This is a genomic window from Georgenia sp. M64, from assembly GCF_038049925.1.
GTDB lineage: Bacteria > Actinomycetota > Actinomycetes > Actinomycetales > Actinomycetaceae > Georgenia.
The window spans coordinates 2,331,420-2,349,317 of sequence record NZ_CP145809.1; the positions used below are offsets into that span (position 1 = coordinate 2,331,420).

The window sequence follows — 17,898 nt, forward strand, 5'->3', positions numbered from 1 at the left end:
CGGTCGGTTCCCGGCGTGGCCGAACAGGAGAGGGACATGACCACGCACGTCCGCACGATCATCATCGGTGCCGGCCAGGCAGGTCTCGCGCTGAGCCGCGAGCTGACCGAGGCCGGGCAGGACCACGTCGTCCTCGAACGCGGCCGGCCCGCGGAACGCTGGCGCAGCGAGCGCTGGGACTCCTTCCGGCTCCTCAGCCCCAGCTGGCTCACGCGCCTGCCGCACTACCGGTACACCGGCCCGGACCCCGACGGGTTCATGACCGGCGCCGAGGTCGTCGACTTCTTCGACGGGTACGTGCGGTCCTTCGACCCGCCGCTGCTCACCGGTGTGGAGGTCACCGCGGTCGAGCCGTCCACGCGGGGCTGGGAGGTGCGCACCGCCGCCGGCGCTCGCTGGTCGGCCGAGAACGTCGTGGTCGCCACCGGCCACTACGACGCGCCCTCGGTGCCCGCGACGGCACGAGCGCTCCCGAGGGACGTCCACCAGCTGCACACCTCCGGGTACCGCAACCCCCGCTCCCTGCCCGAGGGTGCCGTCCTCGTCGTCGGGGCCGGGCCGTCCGGGCAGCAGATCGCGGACGAGCTGGCGCTGTGCGGCCGCGAGGTCTACCTGGCGGTCGGGCACCACCGTCCCCTCCCCCGCCGCTACCGCGGCCAGGACGTCTTCTGGTGGATGGACCGCCTCGGCCTGCTCACCCGGACGATCGACACCCTGCCCGACCCGACCGTGACCCGGAACGCGCCGAGCGTCGTCCTCTCGGGCGGGACCCACGACCTCGACCTGCGCCGGCTCGTCGCCGACGGGGTCGTGCCGGCCGGCCGGCTCGTGGCCGCCGAGCAGGGGTGGGTGACGTTCGCCGACGACCTGCCGGACCGGCTCGCCGAGGCTGACCACAACGTCCGCCGTCTGCGGGCGGCGGTGGACGACCACGTCGGCCGGACCGGGACCGTGGCCCCACCCCCGGAGGACGGCGAGCCGGCCCCGGCACCCTGGGCCGGGGCGGCACCGCGCCGGCTGCACCTCGGCCGGGCCGGTGTGCGGACCGTGGTGTGGGCGACCGGGCACCGCCGCGACCTCTCCTGGTTGCGCGCCCCGGTCCTCGACGGCGACGGCGAGCCCGTCCACCGCCGCGGCGTCACCCCCGCGCCGGGGCTCTACCTCCTCGGGCTGCGTTGGATGTACCGGCGCAACTCGAGCTTCATCGACGGGGTGGGCGCCGACGCCCGCTTCCTCGCCGAACGGCTCGTCCCGGCCCGGAGCGCGGTGCCGGTCGGCTGACCGGTCCCCCGGCCGCGCCCGCCCGGTGGGCAGCCGCACTCAGCCGACAGACCGGGCCGTGCTCAGCCGGTGGGTGACCGTGCACAGCGGGCAGACCGCGGCCGCGCTCAGCCGGTGGGCGCGGCCGTCCCGGCGAGACCCAGCTCGTGCGCGAGACCCGCGGCCTGCCGGCGGCTCGGCACGTCGAGCTTGGCGAGGATCGCCGCGACGTGCTGGTCCACGGTCCGCACCGACACGACCAGCTGCTCGGCGATCTCGGCGTTGGTCATGCCCTGGGCGAGCAGGACGAGGACGTCGACCTGCCGCTCGGTCAGGCCCGCCGGGTTCGTCCGGGTGCCCCGGCGGGGCCCACGGGGGATCTGCCGCACCCCCTGCTCGCGCAGGAGCTCGCGCACGCGGCGGGCCGCGGCCTCGGCACCCAGGTCGTCGAAGGTACGAAGCGCCTCCACGAGGCCGGTGCCGTCCGCGCCGTGGGCGAGGGCGTCGGCGGCGTCGTAGGCGCACCCGAGCCCGGCCCACGCGCGGGCGGCCGCGGGAGCGTCGCCGCCGAGCTCCAGGCGGATCGGCAGCGCCACGCCCTCGGGCACCGTCACGGGCACCCCGGCGCGGGCGAGCCACAGCGCGACGTCACCGATCGCCCAGGGCAGCCCGCAGCGCACGACACGGTCGTACAGGTCCGCGAGCGCGCCCCGCTGGGCGGGCAGCCGCCCGGCGAGGTCGGCGCGCTCGGCCCGGGCCACCGTGAGCAGCACCTCGCGCTGCAGCTCGCCGCTGCGCTCGACGGCCGCCGCGAGGCGCCGGAGCGTCTCGGCGTCGGGACCGCCCCGCCGGCTGTGCAGCCGGACGAGGGTGTACAGGGCGTTGAGGTCGTTCAGGGGCGTCGAGGCCGGCCCTTCCACCACCGACGTGGCCAGCGCCTCCGCGACGTCCCACCGCCCCCGGTCCATCTCCAGGCGCGCCCGGAGGCCGTCGAGGTAGCCGAGGACCGAGAGCACCTCGCGCTCCTCGGCGAGCGCGCTGCCGCGGTCGAGGCTGTCACGGGCGAGGTCGTGGTGACGGTGCTCGATCGCCGTCTCGGCGAGGTTGGCGTACCCCACGCAGGCCAGGTGTTCGTGGCCGCTCGCGCGAGCGATCGCGATGCCGCGTCCCACCGTCGCCACACCGTCCTCGTGCCCGCAGCCGTACCGCGCCGCGCCGACGGCGACGAGGGCCTGCGCGAGGACGTCGTCCTCGCCCAGTGACTGCGCCATCTCCGCGGCCTCGGTGCCCAGCCGGACCGCCTCCTCGCTGTCCCAGAGGACCATGGCGTGGATCGCCCGGGTGGCCAGGGTCTGCGCCAGGTCCCGTCCGCGGGGGAACCCTGCGGCGACGGCGACCGCGTCCTCGAGGTAGCGGTCGCCGGACCGCGGGTCGCCGAGGGAGTAGTGGATGCCCGACAGGAACCGGCTCACGCGGGCGACACCGATCCGGTCGCCGAGCTCGCGCAGGACCGTCAGGGCCGCGCGGGCGGCCTCGGCCGCCTCGGCCATGGCAGCGGTGTCCAGGCACGTCACCGACCACTCCTCGAGCACCGCGGCCCGCACGTCCGCCGGCAGGCGGTCGGCGAGCGGCGACACCCGGCGGTAGTGGGCCAGCGCCTCGGTGTTCGCGCCGTACCGGACCGCCTGCCGGGCCGCGAGAAGCCCGTGACGCACGATCGCGTCCGGGTCGGCGAGCGCGACGGCGTGGTGGACGAGCCGGGCGGGGTCGGCCTCCTGCGCCTCCAGCTCGTCGAGCAGGAGCCGGTGGAGGGTGGCCCGGTGGCCGGCCGGCACCTCGGCCGCGACCGCCTGACGGGCGATCTCGTGCCGGAAGCACACCCACACCGGCCCGACCTCGAGGATGCCCCGCCGCTCCGGGACGACGGCGGCGTCCGCCCACCCGGGCACGCACGCGTCCAGGACCCGGCGCTCGAGCCGGCCCGGGCTCATGGCCACGAGCTCGACGAGCTCGCGGGCCGGACCCGGCAGGCGCGCGACGCGGGCCATCACCGCGTCCGCGACCGACGGGGGCACGTCGCCGGGGTTGGCCAGGACCTCGGAGACGTAGAAGGGGTTGCCGCCGGTGAGCCGGTGCAGCTCCACCGCCGACGCCTCGGCGAGGTGGGCGACGGCGGTCACCGAGAGCGGCTCGACGGCGACCCGCACCGCCGCCGCGGGCGGCACCTGACCGAGCACCCGGCGCAGGGGCCGGCCTGGGTCCGCCTCGTCGGAGCGGTAGGTGAGGATCATGAGGGCCGGGACGTCGTGGATCCTGCGCACGAGGTAGGTGATGAGGTCCAGGCTGGCCGCGTCCGCCCAGTGCAGGTCCTCGACGACCATGACGGTGGGCGCGGGCGGGCGGGCCATCTCCGCCAGCAGGAGGACGTAGAGCCGGTCGGCCCCGTCGCCGCGCCCGAGGGCCGCGGCGAGGTCGGCCCCCGCCTGCCCCGCCATGTCCACGAAGGGTCCGAGCGGGCGTGGCGTCGACAGGTCGTCGCAGATGCCCGACAGCACGCGCAGGTCCCGGCCGTGCCGGGCGAGGAACGCCCGCACGAGGGAGGTCTTGCCGACACCGGCCTCGCCGGAGACGAGCGCGACCCGGCCCAGGCCGGTCGCGGCGGCACGCAGGGCGTCGTCCAGCGCGGCCAGGTGGTGGTCTCGCTCCATGAGAGCCACCTCCCCAGGCTAGGGCGCGGGGCCGGTGGCCGGAAGGGTCGCCGCACGTTCACACCGCACGTCGGCCCGTTGGTCCCGCGCGCCGGACGGTGCCGGCGGCCTAGCGTGGCGGGAGGGGAGCGCCCGGCGGCGAGTCCGGGCGCGGGACGAGGAGCTCCGACATGGACCTGCTGACCCGGACCGACATCGACACCCTCACCGTGCGGGAGCCGGGCGAGCACGTGTCCGTCTTCCTCCCGACCCGGCGCGACGCCGGGGACCGGCTGCGCCTGCGCAACCTGCTGGACGAGGTCCACGCCGTGCTCGTGGGGCACGGCACCCGCCGACCCGACGTCGACGCCTTCCTCGAGCCGGCGCGCCGGGACGACGCGTGGGCGTGGGAGCGGATGAGCGACGGGCTGGCGGTGTACCTCCGTCCGGGGCGGATGCACGCGTACCGGGTGCCGCTGCCGCTGCCCGAGGTGGCGGTGGTGGGCGACCGGTTCGTCGTCGGCCCGATCCTGCCGCTGGTCACCGAGGAGGAGCACTTCGTGCTCGTCGCGCTCGACCGCCACGACGTCCGCCTGCTGGAGGGCACCCGTGACCGCCTCGAGGAGGTGGACCTCGCCGAGGTCCCGACGAGCCTGCTGACCTCCAGGACGAGGCACGGGGTCGCGCCGCACCCCTCGCCCGCCCGCTCGGTCGCGGCGCCGCGGTCTTCTACGGTCACGGCGGCGGGGACGGCAGCGACCGCAAGGCGGAGGCCCGTGCGTTCTTCCGCACGGTGGCCGGCGGGATCGCGGAGGTGCTCGGCGACCGCCGGACACCCATGGTGCTGGCGGGTCTGCCCGAGGCCGTCGCGATGTACCGCGACGTCAACCCCTACGTCCCCGTCCTCGACGCGGCCGTGGCGGGCGGCCCGCGCACGGCGGAGGAGCTGCACGCCGCCGCGTGGCCGCTCGTCGCCGACCATGCCGCCCGGGCCGGCCGGGCGGCGCTGGACCGGCTCGCGGAGCTCCTGGGCACGGGCCGCGCGACCACCGATCCCGAGGAGGCGGCCGTCGCCGCGCAGGAGGGCCGGGTCGAGACGCTCCTGCTGCCCTCACGGGAGACCTGCTGGGCCTCGGTACCGCACGTCGTCGAGCTCGGTGACGGCAGCGTCGCCGACTGCGAGCGGGTCGACGACGCGGCGGTGGCCACGCTGCGCGCGGGTGGCCGCGTCGTCCTCGTGCCGGCCGGCGACCTCCCGGGCACCGTCGGCGCGCTGCTCCGCTACTGAGCGGTCGGTGACTCCCGGCTGGTACGACCCCGCCTAGAGTGGCGCCCATGAGCCACCCCACCGCGCTGCACGAGCAGATCCTCGCCGAGGAGTCCGAGCTCCGCTTCGCCACCTTCACCCGCCACCACGCGTGGGAGCTGGGCTGCCTGCTGCGCGAGGCGGCCCTCACCCGGTCGTTGCCGATCGCGATCGGCATCGTGCTGGGCGAGCAGCGCGTGTTCCACACCGCGCTCGACGGCTCGAGCGCGGACAACGACGAGTGGCTCGCCCGCAAGATGGCGGTCGTGCGCCGCTACGGCCGCAGCTCGCTCGGGGTCGGCGAGCAGTTCCGGGTCGGCGGGAAGGACTTCGACGCCGACAGCCGCCTCGACACGGCCCGGTTCGCCGCGCACGGCGGGGCGTTCCCGCTGACGCTGACGGGCGGGGAGCTCGTGGGGGTCGTCGGCGTCTCCGGGCTCCCGCAGCGGGAGGACCACGCCCTCGTCGTCGAGCAGCTCCGGATCTACCTCGGGCGGTAGCCGCGCAGGCGGCCCTCACCCGAGCCGCGGGTCCGTCACGGTACCGGGCACGCAGCAGCGGGGCAGGGGGTCGGTCAGGGCGTCGCGCCCCGCCGCACACGACCAACCAGGACGGTCAGGGCGTCGCGCCCGCCGCTCCCAGCCACGCTCGCACGCGCGTGGCCCAGCCCTCGCGCCCCCGGGCGAGCACCGCGGCGAGGAGCAGCCGGGCCTGCCAGTGGGAGAGGTCGCCCGCCATGACCGCACCCGCCGCGGCGAGGTCGGCTCCCCCGCCGGCGTAGAGGCCCGCGACGGCGCCGGACCCCGTCCGTGACGTGACGACGACGGGCAGTCCCGCGCCGAGGAGCTCCACGAGCGCGGCCGTCACCGGCGGGGTGGTGTTCCCCGCGCCGAACCCCGCCACGACCAGCCCCTCGGCCCCGTCCCGCACCGCCGCCTCGACGGCCGCGGCGTCGGCGCCGAGGTACTGGGGCACGACCGTGACCCGCGGCAGGTCGACGGCGTCCGGGGGCAGGATCGGGGCGGGCAGCTCGGGCCGGGCGTGGCGGCGCACCCCCGTCTCGTCGACGTGCCCGATGGGGCCGCGGGTGGGTGCGGCGAACGCCTCGAGGCCCAGCGACTTGGCCTTGTGGGTCCCGATGGCCGGCAGCACCGCGTCGGCGAAGGCGATGGTCACCCCCGTGCCCCGGCTCGTCGGCGACGCGGCCCAGGCCAGGGCGGCGGCGAGGTTGCGGGGACCGTCGGGGGCGGCGTCGTCGAACGGGCGCTGCGACCCGGTGAGGGTGACCGGCCGCTCGGTGTCGTGGCCGAGGGCAAGGAGGAACGCGGTCTCCTCCATGGTGTCGGTGCCGTGGGTGACGACGACGCCGTCGGAGCTCGCCAGGGCCTCCCGGACGCTCCGGGCGAGGCTGAGCACGCGCGGCACGGTCAGCGCCGAGGAGTCGACCCCCTCGACGTCGCGGACGACGACGTCGACCTCCAGCGGCCAGACGGTCCGGGCCCGCTCGAGGAGCTCGGCCCCGGCGGCCCCGACGGTGAGCCCACGCGCACCCCTGCGGGCCGCGATGGTCCCGCCGGTGGCGAGCAGCGTGATCATGGTGCCTCCTGGCGACGAGATGCCCGGGTCAGGCTACCGACCGCCGTCGCCCCGTGCGGCACCGGGCGAACTGGCAGGTCCGCCCCAGCGTCCTCCCAGGTCGCGGAGGCAACGTGGTGCTCGCGGGATTCGACGACCGGGCCCCCGCACCCGGAGAGACGGATGGAAGACATGAAGCGCACACTCTCCGCCCTGGCGGCCGCCGGGGCCCTGGGCATCGCCGGCGTCGCCGGTGTCGCCCTGCTGCCGGCGGGCGCCGCGACGACCACCGGGACGACCACCGAGGAGGAGTCCGCCTCCTTCCTCGCCGACCGCGTCCAGCGCGTCCGCGACGCGCTCGCCGGCCTCGTCGAGGACGGCACCATCACCGAGGACCAGGCCGACGACGTCGCCGAGACGCTCGGTTCCGCCCTCGGACGCGGCGGCCACGGCCTGCGCATGCTCGCGCTCGACAGCGCCGCGGAGGCGCTGGGGCTCGACCAGGAGGTGCTGCGCGAGCAGCTGGCCGACGGCGCGACGCTCGCCGAGGTGGCCGAGGCGCAGGGGGTCTCGACCACCGAGCTCGTCGACGCCCTCGTCGCCGCCGCCGGTGAGCGGATCGACCAGGCGGTGGCCGACGGCGACCTCGACGAGGCGCGTGCGGCCGAGCTGCGGGCGGGCCTTGAGGAGCGCATCACCGCGGCGGTCGAGGAGGGGCTGCCGATGGGTGGGCCCGGCCACGGCCCCGGCGGGCACCGCGGGATGCCGGGCCTGAACGGCACCTCGGACGACGGCGCCACGACCGACGGCGCCACGACGGGCGACGCCACCGCGCAGACCTCGGCCTGGCGGGCCTGACCGGCGAGCCGCGCCCGACCGGCGGGCCCGACCCGGCTCGCCCGGGCGGGCCCGACCGGGCGCCCCGACGACCTACTCGCTGAGGAAGACGTACCTCGCCACGAGCAGCAGGGCGACGACGTAGAGGATCGGGTGGACCTTTCGGCCGTCGCCGGTGAAGAGCTTGATGGCGCAGTAGCTGATGACCCCGAGGCTCACGCCGTTGGCGATGGAGAAGGTCAGCGGCATCGCGATGATCGCCAGGAACGACGGCACACCCTCGGAGACCTTGTCCCACTCGATGTGGCGGATCCCGTCCATCATCATCGCCCCGACCAGGATGAGCGCCGGTGCCGTCGCCGCGCCCGGGATCGCCCCGGCGAGCGGCCACAGGAACATCGACAGCGCGAACAGCACGCCCGTCGTCGCCGACGTCAGGCCCGTCCGGCCGCCGTCCTCGATGCCCGAGGCGCTCTCGACGTAGGCGGTGGTGGTCGAGGTGCCCATGAACGCACCGAACATGGCGGCGAGTCCGTCCATGGAGAAGGTGGTCTTGGCGCGGGGCATGTCGCCCTTCTCGTCGAGGTACCCGGCGCGCTGGGCCAGCCCGGTGAGGGTGCCCGTGGCGTCGAAGAAGTCCACGAAGAAGAAGGTGAACACCACCGACAGGACGCCGAGGCCGAGGGCGCCGGCGATGTCCAGCGCCCCCACGAGGTCGCTGGGCCAGATCGGCGCGGCGACGACGCCGTCGCCGAACCCGGGGAACGCCTGGAGGCCGCCGTCGGCGCCCCCGGCGAAGACCTGGGCACCGGAGACGATCGCGATGACCGAGGACCCGAGGATGCCCCAGAGGATGGCGCCCTTGACCTTGAGCTGGAGCAGGACCGCGGTGATGAGCAGGCCGACGATCGCCACCCAGGCGGTGGGGCTGCCGAGTGAGCCGAGGGTGACCATCGTCGCCTCGTTCGGCACGACGATCCCGGCGGTGCGCAGCCCGAGGAACGCCAGGAACGTGCCGATGCCGGCGGTGATCGCCAGCTTGAGGCTCATGGGGATCGCCATGACGATCGCCTTCCGGGCCCCGATGACGCTGAGGACGACGAACAGCACGCCCGAGATGAACACCGCGCCGAGCGCCGTCTGCCACGGCACGCCCATCCCCTGCACCACCGTGAAGGAGAAGAACGCGTTGAGCCCCATGCCGGGGGCCTGGGCGAACGGGTAGCGAGCGATGACGCCCATGACGATGGAGCCGAACGCCGCCGCGATGGCCGTGACCATGAGGAGCTGGACGAACGAGTTCGGGACGTCGATCGCCCCGGAGAGGACCTGCGGGTTGACGAAGAGGATGTAGCTCATCGTCAGGAACGTGGTGAAGCCCGCGCGCAGCTCGCGCGGGATCGTCGAGCCCTCGGCGGTGATGCCGAAGTAGCGGTCCACCGGGCCGGGCCCGGTGCGGACGGGACCGGACCTCTTCGTCGCGGTCGTGCTCATGCTGCCTCCAGGGGAAGGGACGGGGGCACGGGCTGGGGCGCGGAGCTGACCGCCCGGCCGGCTACCCAGACGACTGCGACGTCGCCGGGTGTGCCCAGGGTGAAGATCTTGGCAAGGGCGTCGGTCGGGTCCGCCGCGTGGCGGAGCACGACCTCGAGGGTGCTGCCCGGCTGGGGTCGGACCCAGACGGCGTCGAACTGCTTGCCGACCGAGAGGTCGCCGACGTCGTCGCCGAGCCCCAGCGCCAGGGCGCCGGACCTCGTCGCGAGATGGAGGAGCGCGGCGGGGCCGAGGGCCACGCCGCGCGGGCCGAGGAGGCGCTGGACGAAGTACGCCTGCAGGCCCTCCTTGAGCAGGGAGAAACCGGTGCCGGCCCCGACGTCGGAGCCGAGCGCCACCCGCACGCCGGCCGTGAGGTGCTCGGCGAAGGGGAACAGCCCGCTGCCGAGGGCGCAGTTGGAGGTGGGGCAGTGGGCGACGGCGGCGCCCGCGCGGGCGAGCACCTCGAGCTCGTGACCGGTGGGGTGGACGTTGTGGGCCAGGACCGAGCGCGGGGTGACCAGGCCGTGCCGGTCGTAGGAGTCGAGGTAGTGCCCGGCGCCGGGGAAGAGCCGGGCGACCTCCTCGATCTCGGCGGTGTTCTCGTTGAGGTGGGAGGTGAACCAGACGTCGTCGCGGGCGCCGAGGAGCTCGGCGCACGCGTCGAGCATCGGCTCGGAGCTGGAGAGGGAGAACCGCGGCGTGACGGCGTAGCGCAGGCGTCCGCGGCCGTGCCACCTCTCCAGCAGGGCCCGGCCGTGCGCGAGGGCTGCCTCGGGGGTGGTGAGCAGGGGCTCGGGGAGGACCCGGTCGCTGACGACCAGGCCGCTGGTGATCCGCAGCCCGACCCGCTCGGCCTCGCCGAACAGGGCGTCGACGGCCTCCGGGAAGTGCGAGCCGAAGACCAGCGCGGTGGTGGTGCCGGCGCGGACGAGGCCGTCGACGAACTCGCCGGCGACCTCCTCGGCGTAGGCCCGGTCCACCAGGCGCATCTCCTCGGGCAGCGCGCACCGGTCGAGCCAGTCCAGCAGGGGCATGCCCAGGCCGCCGATGGCCCGCACCTGCGGGAAGTGCACGTGGGTGTCGACCATCCCCGGCAGCAGGATCCCGCCCCGCAGGTCGACGACCTCCTCGCCGGGGTGGGCGGCGGCGACGTCCGCGAAGCGGCCGCGGGCGGCGATCACGCCGTCGCGGACGAGGAGCCCGCCGTCGCTCTCGGCGCGCAGGGCCTCGGGGCCGTCCTCGAGCGGGTCGCCGGGGGTGTCGAGGACGGTGGCGCGGTAGAGGGTCATGCGCGGCGGCCCTCGGCCGGCGCGGCGGCCGTCGCACGGTCCGGCCGCGCGAGGCCGTGGGAGGGCCCCGCAGGTCCGGTGGCCTCGATGGTCTGCAGCAGGTCGGCCGCGACGGAGACGGCGATGACGGCCGGGGCCTTGCCCGTGATGGTCGGCAGCCCGATGGGGCAGGTGATGGTGGAGATGACGGCGTCGTCGTGGCCCTCGCCGCGCAGCCGGACCCGGAACCGTGACCACTTCGCGCGGGAGCCGATGAGGCCCACGTCCAGGTCACCGCGGCGCAGGGCCGCGTCGCACAGGAGGAGGTCCTCGGCGTGGTCGTGCGTCATGACGAGCACGTGCGAGCCCGCCGGGAGGGCGCGCAGCACGGTCTCCGGGGCGACGGCGTGGTGGACGGTGACGCTCGCGTGCCCGCCGGTGACCTCGGCCAGGCGCAGCGGGTCGAGCTGCTCGGGCCGGCTGTCGACGAGGTGGAGGTCCAGGCGCAGCCGGGACAGGATGCGGGCGAGCTCGAGGCCGACGTGCCCGACACCGAACACGGCGACGGTCGGGGCCGTGCGCAGCGGCTCGAGGAGGACGCTGACCTCTCCCCCGCAGCACTGACGCCCGTGCCGGTTCTCGGTGTGGTCGTTGAGCGCGAACGTCACGGTCTCGGGCACGGTGACGCCCTCGTCGATCATCGCCCGCGCCCGGTCCACGACCGTGGCCTCGAGGTTGCCCCCGCCGACGCTGTCCCACGTGGCGTCCTTCGCCACGACCATCTTCGCGCCCGCCTCACGCGGGGCGTGGCCGCGGACCGCCGTCACGGTGACGAGGACGCCCGGGCGAGCGTCCGCGCGCAGGCTCTGGACCGCCTCCAGCCAGTCCACGGTCAGCTCCCCCCGGCGCCGGCGCGGGCGACGCCGTGGTCGGCGCCGTCGTGGGCCTCCTCGGTGCCGTGGTCGGACCCGTCGACGTCGCCCGTCGCGGCGGGCTGGGCGGCCCCCGGCGACGGCGCGGCCGCGTCCCCCGTGGGTGCGCCGTCCCCGAGGTCGTCTCCCCCGCCGGCCGGCCGGGCCGCCGCCGTCCCCGCGACGGGCGCACCCGGCACCGCCGACGTCTCCTCGCCGGGCGCGCCACCGGCCGCGCGGGCCGCCTGGACGGCCCAGAAGACCGCCTCGGGGGTGGCCGGGCTCGCCAGGCCCACGGTGACCCCGCCGGGCCCGAACGCGGCGGCGGCCTCACGCAGCGCCTCCCGGACGCTGAAGGCCAGCATGAGCGGCGGTTCCCCCACGGCCTTGGAGCCGTAGACGACGCCGGTCTCGGTGGCCCGCTCGAAGAGGTGGACGTTGAGCTCCTCGGGCATCTCGGAGAAGCTCGGCAGCTTGTAGGTGCTCGCCGACTGGGTGGCCAGACGGCCGCGGGTGTCGCCGTCGGAGAGGTCCCAGCGCAGCTCCTCCAGGGTCAGCCAGCCGGCGCCCTGGACGAACCCGCCCTCGATCTGGCCGAGGTCGATGAGCGGGGAGAGCGTGTCGCCGACGTCGTGGACGATGTCGGTGCGCAGGAACCGGTAGGCACCGGTGAAGCCGTCCACCTCCACCTCGGAGGCGGCGACGCCGTAGGAGAAGTACTTGAACGGCTCGCCCTGCATCCGGCTGGAGTCCCAGTGCAGGCCCTCGGTGCGGTAGTACCCGGCGGCGAACAGAGGGACCCGCTGGAAGTAGGCGGCGCTGACGACGTCGGACCATGCCAGGTCCCGGTCGTGGAACCCGATGCCCGTGACCCGCCCGCCGTCGAAGCGGACGTCGTCGGGGTGGATGTCGAGCGTGCGGGCCGCGACACCCGCGAGCCGCTCGCGGATCTGCTCGCAGGCGTCCTTGACGGCGCCGCCGTTGAGGTCCGCGCCCGAGCTGGCTGCCGTGGCGGAGGTGTTGGGCACCTTGTCGGTCCGGGTGGGCGCGAGGCGGACGTGGTCCAGCGGCACGCCCAGGGCGGTCGCCGCGACCTGGCGCATCTTGGTGTGCAGGCCCTGGCCCATCTCGGTGCCACCGTGGTTGATGAGCACCGACCCGTCCTTGTAGACGTGGACGAGCGCCCCGGCCTGGTTGAACGCGGTGAGGTTGAACGAGATGCCGAACTTCACCGGCGTCACGGCCAGCGCCCGCTTCGTGTACGGGTGTGCGGTGTTGAACGCGGCGATCTGCTCACGGCGCCGGGCGACGTCGGCGCGCTCGTGGACCTCGTCCCAGATCGCGGCGAGCCGCTCGGGGTGCCGCACCGGCTGGCCGTAGGGCGTGGCCTGGCCCGGGGCGTAGAAGTTGCGCCGGCGCAGCTCGGCCGGCTCCACCCCCAGCAGGGGCGCGCACCGCCCGAGGATGTCCTCGATGACGAGCATCCCCTGCGGGCCGCCGAAGCCCCGGAACGCCGTCTGCGAGGTCTTGTTGGTCCGGGCGATCCGGCCGTGGACCTCGACGTCGGGGATGAAGTAGGCGTTGTCGATGTGGCACAGCGCCCGGGCGAGCACGGGCTCGGACAGGTCCAGGCTCCAGCCGCCGTCGGAGGTCAGGGTCGCGCGCAGGGCGAGCAGGCGGCCGTCGTCGTCGAAGCCGACCTCCCACGAGGCGTGGAACGGGTGCCGCTTGCCGGTGATCGTCAGGTCCTGCGTGCGGTTGAGCCGCAGCCGGACGGGCCGGCCGGTCAGGACCGAGCCGAGCGCGGCGATGGCCGCGAGGCCGTGGGGCTGCATCTCCTTGCCGCCGAACCCGCCGCCCATGCGCAGGCACTGCACGGTGACCTCGTGGCTGTGCAGCCCGAGGACGTGGGCCACGATCTCCTGGGTCTCGGAGGGGTGCTGGGTGCTGGACTGGACGAGGACCTGCCCCGCCTCGTCCACGAGGGCGAGCGCGGCGTGGGTCTCGAGGTAGAAGTGCTCCTGGCCGCCGAGCTCGAGCTCGCCGGAGAAGCGGTGTGCTGCCGCCGCCAGCCCGGCGGCGGCGTCGCCGCGGCTCACGGTGGGCTGGTTGCCCTGGAAGCTGCCGGCCTCCATCGCCTCGCCGAGGGTGAGCAGCGACGGGAGGACCTCGTACTCGGCCCGCACCGCCTCGGCGCCGAGCCGGGCCGCCTCGAGGCTCTCGCCCAGGACCCAGGCCACGGGGTGGCCGAAGTACATGACCTCGGTGGGGAAGAGCGGCTCGTCGCCCTTGACGCCGGCGTCGTTGACGCCCGGGACGTCGGCGCCGGTGAGGACGCGGACCACGCCCGGCACCGTCGTCGCCCCGCTGGTGTCCAGCGAGGTGACGCGGGCGTGGGCATGTGGGGCCTGGACGGGCCAGGCGTGCAGGACCCCGGCGGTGCGCACGACGAGGTCGTCGGTGTAGAGCGCGGCGCCGGTGACGTGGAGCTCGGCGCTCTCGTGCGGGACGGAGACCCCGACGACGGGCCGCTCGGGACGCTCGGACAGGGACCTCATCGGGCCACCTCCAGGGCGGTCTGGGCGAAGAATCGCAGGAGGGACTGCTCGAGCATGGCCGAGCGGTACCGCGAGCTGGCGCGGTGGTCGTCCATGGGGGTGCCCTCGCCGGCCATGACCGCAGCGGCCGACCGGGCCGTCTCCTCGGTCCACCGGCGTCCCACGAGGGCGTCCTCGGTCGCCCGTGCGCGGACCGGCGTCGCGGCGACGCCGCCGAGCCCGATCCGGACCGCGCTCACCTCGCCGTCGCCACCGGTGGTCAGGGCGAACGCGACGGCGACCGAGGAGATGTCGTCGAAGCGCCGCTTGGCGATCTTGTAGAACGCGGTGGCGGGCGCGAGCGGGAGCGGGAGACGCACCGCCCGGATGATCTCCCCGGGCCGGCGCACGGTCGTGCGGTACCCGGTGAAGTACTCGGCCAGGGGGACCTCCCGCTCGCCGTCCGCGCCGGTGAGGACGAGGGAGGCGTCCAGGGCGAGGAGCGCGGGCGCGGAGTCGCCGATGGGCGAGCCGGTGCCGAGGTTGCCGCCGAGGGTCGCGGTGTTGCGGATGAGGCGCGAGGCGAACTGCGGGAAGAGCTGGGCCAGCAGCGGGACCCGCCCGTCGAGGGCCCGCTCGACCTCCGACAGGGTCAGGGCCGCGCCGATCTCGATGCGCTCGTCGGTGACCTCGAGGCCGCGCAGCTCGGGGAGACGGTCCACCGCCAGGACGAGCGGGGGCCGGGCGTGACGGATGTTGCGCTCGACGCCGGTGTCCGTGGCGCCGGCGACGACGAGGGCGTCGGGGTCGGCGGCGAGCCGCTCGAGGAGCTCGGCGAGGTCGGCGGGCCGCACGAACCGCCCGGTGGCGTCGGACCGGTCGGTGCTCCGGACCGCGGGCGCGGGGCGTCCCTGGCGCTCGGCGAGGGGGTCACCGGCCTCGGGGCCGTCGAGGGCGAACGCCGCGTCGCGGATGGGCCGGTACCCGGTGCAACGGCACAGGTTCCCGCTCAGGGCGTGCAGGTCGAACCCGTTGGGACCGGTCTCGTCGTCGGCGGCGTGGTCCTCCCCGACGGCGGACGTCCCGGTCGCCCCGGCCGCCACCCCGGCTCGGCGGTCCGGCCGGTAGTACTCCGCGGCCATCGAGCAGACGAACCCCGGCGTGCAGTAGCCGCACTGCGACCCGCCCCGCTCGGCCATCTCGCGCTGGACCGGGTGGAGGTGCTCCGACCGGCAGGCGCCGGGCGCCGTGCCCAGGCCCTCGGCGGTGACGATCTCCTGCCCGTCCAGCGCGGCGGCCGGCGGCAGGCAGGCGTTGATCGCCGTCCAGCGCGTGCGGCCCTCACCGTCGGGGCGGGCGACGAGGACGGCGCACGCACCGCACTCACCCTCCGCGCAGCCCTCCTTGGCGGCGGTCAGGCCCTGCGCGCGCAGCCAGTCCAGCAGCGACGTGTGCGGCCCGGCCGGGACGTCGGCCCTGACCTCGCCGTTGACGGTGACCTCTAGGTCCATGCCTCGTGCTCCTGCTTCGAACTGCCCGTGGGTCCGCCGGTACCGGTGGTCCGCGAGGGGCATGGTTCGGTGCTTGAGCTGCCGGGCCGCAGGTTATCCATGCCGAACAACGGCGCCGGTGTGCGCAGGACGTTAGTCCCTCGCCCGCGGTGCCCACAAGCATTTCGGAAGGCGAGTTCCAGATCGATATCTGGACGGCACCGGGGCGAAACGTGGCGCGGCAGGGACGGAAGGTTGGCGCTGTCGGGGCGGGAGGTGGTGGGGCCCGCCGGAGTCACGCCACCCGTCCGAGGCCGGCGCCCCCGTGATGCGGGACGGCGCCGGGGGTCCCATGCTGGGCGAAAGACGCGGGCGTCAGCGCCTCGTCCCGAGCAGGAGGAGATGTCATGACCACGAAGGTCCACAAGTCGATCATGGTCGACGTCCCGGTCGCCACGGCCTACAACCAGTGGACGCAGTTCGAGGACTTCCCCCACTTCATGGGTGGCGTCACGTCCGTCACCCAGCTCTCCGACGACCGTCTGCAGTGGGTCGCCGAGATCGCGGGGGTCAAGCGCGAGTGGGAGGCCCGGATCCTCGAGCAGGTCCCCGACCGCAAGATCGCCTGGGCGGCCACGGAGGGCGCCACCAACGCCGGCGCGGTGACGTTCGAGGACGTCGGCGGCGGCCAGACCCAGATCCACCTCGAGCTGGAGTACGAGCCCGAGGGTCTGGTCGAGACGGCCGGCGACAAGCTCGGCCTCGTCGAGCGGCAGGCGGTGGCCGACCTCGAGCGCTTCAAGGAGATCATCGAGTCCGAGGGGTACGCGAGCGGCGCCTGGCGCGGCACCGTCAACCCCGGCGCGACGGTCGGCGCCCCCGGTGTCGGCGCAGCAGCGCCCTCCGAGGGCGACTCGGGCAAGGCGGGGGTCTCCGGCAAAGCCGCCGCGGCCGCCGTCGGCGTGGCCGCCGCGGGAGCGGCCGCGGTCGCAGCCGCCAAGGGCGGTGACGACAGCCCCACCCGCACCGCCCCGTCCGCACCGGCGGAGGGCTTCGACCCCGGGGCCCCTCCCGGGACCCCGCCGGCCTACCCGCCCACGGTGGCCGACGACGAGTCGATCCCGCCCGCCGTGCGGGCACAGGCCAACGTCGACCCCGAGACCGGGCTCGCCCCCGGCGAGGCCGACCGGACGGACGTGGACGCGTCGGGCACCGGGCTCACCGAGGGCGAGCCTCGGCACCGTGACGACGACGCCCCGTACCGGGACGACGACGCCCGTCGCCGCGACGACGACCCCCTCCGCTGAGCAGCGGGCACCAGGACACCCCGGTGCGCGCCGAACCCGGCGCAAACCTGAGCTGATCCTCCCGACGGCCCCGGCCCCGCGCCGGGGCCGTCGGGCGTCACGGGGTCAGCGGCCCTGCTCCAGGCGCAGGGCCGCCAGTGCGGCGCGCGCGGCCGCGACGTCGGCGCGAGCGCCCGCGTCGTCGGCGACGGCCACCTCCCGGTCGTCCTCGGCGTCGGCGAGCTCGTCCTCCACACGCTCCAGGGTGACCTCGGCCGCCTCGAGGCGCCGCCGCAGGTCCTCGGTCTCGGCCCGGGCCTGCAGGACGCCCGCCTGCAACGACCGCACGTGCTCCTCGGCCTTGCGCCGCCGCCGGTCGGCGGTCGCGGCCTCCGCCTCGGCGGAGGCGAGGTGCTCCTGCGCCTCGGCGAGCCGACGGGCGGCCGTCTCCCTCGCGCGCGCCCGCTCGGCGTCGCGTGCGGCCCGCTTGCGCGCCAGGGGCGCCACCCCCTCGGGGGCCCGCTCCCCCGCCGCCCCGGGAACGGCCAGCACCCCGTCGAGGTCCACCCCGCCGAGCCCGGAGGACTCCATCGGCGCGACGAGGAGCCCGGTGCGCAGGGCCTCGGCGGCGTCCTTGTCCGTCATGGCCGCGTTGAGGGTCGCCGCGAGCTGCTCCACGACGCCCGGGCCCACCTTGTGCCCGAGCTCGCCCGCGAGGTCCCGGCCACGGCGGGCGAGGGCCGAGACGAGACGACGGCGCTGCGCGGTGAGCTCGCGGAGCTGGGCGGCGTCGAGGTCGGCCTGGGCGCGTCGCAGCTCCTCACCGAGCTCGAGCAGGCCGGTGACCTCCTCGCCGAGGTGGCGCACCATCTGGTTGGCCAGCCACGCGGCGGCCGACGGCCTCGGCATCGCCCGGACGGCGTCCGCGAGCCCCTTCTCACCGGCGGCCCGCAGCTCCTTCGCCCGCGCGTTGCGCGCCGGCGTGAACTCGGCGGGGGTCAGCCCGTAGAGCTCCTGCGCCACGGCGCTGAGGTCGGTCACGGCGCCAGTCAACCCGACGAGGGCCCTCCCGCTCCAACCCGCCCCTCCCGCGCACCTACCACCCCGGTACCGGCCCGCCCCCGGCACCGGCTCGCCCCGGTGTGCTGACCGGCCCCGGCTCACCGCGCGATCCGGCCGCCTCCCCACGCGGACCGGCCCCGTCT

Annotated in this window: 12 protein-coding genes and 1 pseudogene; 5 read left to right on the forward strand and 8 right to left on the reverse strand. The window is 75.7% G+C overall.

All coding sequences use genetic code 11. The features are described from left to right. The first annotated feature begins 36 nt into the window (after nucleotides 1-36). Nucleotides 37-1,281 carry an NAD(P)/FAD-dependent oxidoreductase gene (locus AAEM63_RS10520; RefSeq protein WP_341358223.1) on the forward strand — a complete coding sequence of 415 codons (1,245 nt, stop codon included), beginning with the start codon at nucleotides 37-39 and terminating at the stop codon, nucleotides 1,279-1,281. Nucleotides 1,282-1,388: 107 nt separating this feature from the next. Here the strand turns inward: AAEM63_RS10520 and AAEM63_RS10525 are convergent, their stop codons facing one another. Continuing rightward, a complete protein-coding gene (locus tag AAEM63_RS10525) occupies nucleotides 1,389-3,968 on the reverse strand; it encodes an AAA family ATPase (protein ID WP_341358224.1) in 2,580 nt (859 codons plus the stop codon). 652 nt (nucleotides 3,969-4,620) lie between these two features. On the opposite strand from AAEM63_RS10525, the pseudogene AAEM63_RS10530 reads away from it, so the two are divergent. Next, nucleotides 4,621-5,235 (forward strand): annotated as a pseudogene (locus tag AAEM63_RS10530) (hypothetical protein); the annotation flags it as partial. Between the two features lie 47 nt (nucleotides 5,236-5,282). Then, nucleotides 5,283-5,753, forward strand: coding sequence for a heme-degrading domain-containing protein (locus tag AAEM63_RS10535; protein ID WP_341358225.1), 471 nt, complete (start codon nucleotides 5,283-5,285; stop codon nucleotides 5,751-5,753). A gap of 115 nt (nucleotides 5,754-5,868) precedes the next feature. Here the strand turns inward: AAEM63_RS10535 and AAEM63_RS10540 are convergent, their stop codons facing one another. Further along, nucleotides 5,869-6,849: an asparaginase domain-containing protein gene (locus tag AAEM63_RS10540; protein ID WP_341358226.1), complete on the reverse strand. Its 981-nt coding sequence runs from the start codon at nucleotides 6,847-6,849 to the stop codon at nucleotides 5,869-5,871. A 171-nt stretch (nucleotides 6,850-7,020) separates the two neighbouring features. Here AAEM63_RS10540 and AAEM63_RS10545 point away from each other — a divergent pair, with 171 nt between their 5' ends. After that, entirely contained in the window at nucleotides 7,021-7,686 is a 666-nt protein-coding gene (locus AAEM63_RS10545) for a hypothetical protein (protein WP_341358227.1), read from the forward strand. A gap of 72 nt (nucleotides 7,687-7,758) precedes the next feature. On the opposite strand, the gene AAEM63_RS10550 is transcribed toward AAEM63_RS10545, so the two are convergent. Genes AAEM63_RS10550 through AAEM63_RS10570 form a run of 5 tightly spaced genes read right to left on the reverse strand, consistent with a single transcriptional unit; the run spans nucleotide 7,759 to nucleotide 15,428 of the window. Continuing rightward, on the reverse strand, nucleotides 7,759-9,159 hold the full coding sequence (locus tag AAEM63_RS10550; protein ID WP_341358228.1) for an NCS2 family permease: 1,401 nt from the start codon (nucleotides 9,157-9,159) through the stop codon (nucleotides 7,759-7,761). After that, nucleotides 9,156-10,490: a guanine deaminase gene (gene guaD, locus AAEM63_RS10555; RefSeq protein WP_341358229.1), complete on the reverse strand. Its 1,335-nt coding sequence runs from the start codon at nucleotides 10,488-10,490 to the stop codon at nucleotides 9,156-9,158. Before guaD ends, AAEM63_RS10550 begins: the two co-directional genes overlap by 4 nt. Then, a complete protein-coding gene (xdhC, locus tag AAEM63_RS10560; RefSeq protein ID WP_341358230.1) occupies nucleotides 10,487-11,359 on the reverse strand; it encodes a xanthine dehydrogenase accessory protein XdhC in 873 nt (290 codons plus the stop codon). The genes guaD and xdhC overlap by 4 nt, the downstream gene beginning before the upstream one ends. 2 nt (nucleotides 11,360-11,361) lie before the next feature. Continuing rightward, nucleotides 11,362-13,938, reverse strand: a complete 2,577-nt coding sequence (gene xdhB / locus AAEM63_RS10565) for a xanthine dehydrogenase molybdopterin binding subunit (protein WP_341358231.1) — start codon at nucleotides 13,936-13,938, stop codon at nucleotides 11,362-11,364. Beyond that, nucleotides 13,935-15,428 (reverse strand): FAD binding domain-containing protein, encoded by a 1,494-nt coding sequence (locus AAEM63_RS10570; protein WP_341358232.1) that lies wholly within the window; start codon nucleotides 15,426-15,428, stop codon nucleotides 13,935-13,937. Before AAEM63_RS10570 ends, xdhB begins: the two co-directional genes overlap by 4 nt. Nucleotides 15,429-15,814: 386 nt before the next feature. Between AAEM63_RS10570 and AAEM63_RS10575 the strand changes: the two genes are divergently transcribed. Continuing rightward, nucleotides 15,815-16,714, forward strand: a complete 900-nt coding sequence (locus AAEM63_RS10575) for an SRPBCC family protein (protein ID WP_341358233.1) — start codon at nucleotides 15,815-15,817, stop codon at nucleotides 16,712-16,714. Between the two features lie 105 nt (nucleotides 16,715-16,819). On the opposite strand, the gene AAEM63_RS10580 is transcribed toward AAEM63_RS10575, so the two are convergent. Further along, nucleotides 16,820-17,734, reverse strand: a complete 915-nt coding sequence (locus AAEM63_RS10580; RefSeq protein WP_341358234.1) for a hypothetical protein — start codon at nucleotides 17,732-17,734, stop codon at nucleotides 16,820-16,822. Nucleotides 17,735-17,898: the final 164 nt, after the last annotated feature.

What these genes read in the sequence shown, in the direction of transcription:
- AAEM63_RS10520 (WP_341358223.1), top strand. Translation starts at nt 37, where the DNA reads ATGACCACGCACGTCCGCACGATCATCATCGGTGCCGGCCAGGCAGGT.
- AAEM63_RS10525 (WP_341358224.1), bottom strand. Translation starts at nt 3,968, where the DNA reads ATGGAGCGAGACCACCACCTGGCCGCGCTGGACGACGCCCTGCGTGCC.
- AAEM63_RS10535 (WP_341358225.1), top strand. Translation starts at nt 5,283, where the DNA reads ATGAGCCACCCCACCGCGCTGCACGAGCAGATCCTCGCCGAGGAGTCC.
- AAEM63_RS10540 (WP_341358226.1), bottom strand. Translation starts at nt 6,849, where the DNA reads ATGATCACGCTGCTCGCCACCGGCGGGACCATCGCGGCCCGCAGGGGT.
- AAEM63_RS10545 (WP_341358227.1), top strand. Translation starts at nt 7,021, where the DNA reads ATGAAGCGCACACTCTCCGCCCTGGCGGCCGCCGGGGCCCTGGGCATC.
- AAEM63_RS10550 (WP_341358228.1), bottom strand. Translation starts at nt 9,159, where the DNA reads ATGAGCACGACCGCGACGAAGAGGTCCGGTCCCGTCCGCACCGGGCCC.
- guaD (WP_341358229.1), bottom strand. Translation starts at nt 10,490, where the DNA reads ATGACCCTCTACCGCGCCACCGTCCTCGACACCCCCGGCGACCCGCTC.
- xdhB (WP_341358231.1), bottom strand. Translation starts at nt 13,938, where the DNA reads ATGAGGTCCCTGTCCGAGCGTCCCGAGCGGCCCGTCGTCGGGGTCTCC.
- AAEM63_RS10570 (WP_341358232.1), bottom strand. Translation starts at nt 15,428, where the DNA reads ATGGACCTAGAGGTCACCGTCAACGGCGAGGTCAGGGCCGACGTCCCG.
- AAEM63_RS10575 (WP_341358233.1), top strand. Translation starts at nt 15,815, where the DNA reads ATGACCACGAAGGTCCACAAGTCGATCATGGTCGACGTCCCGGTCGCC.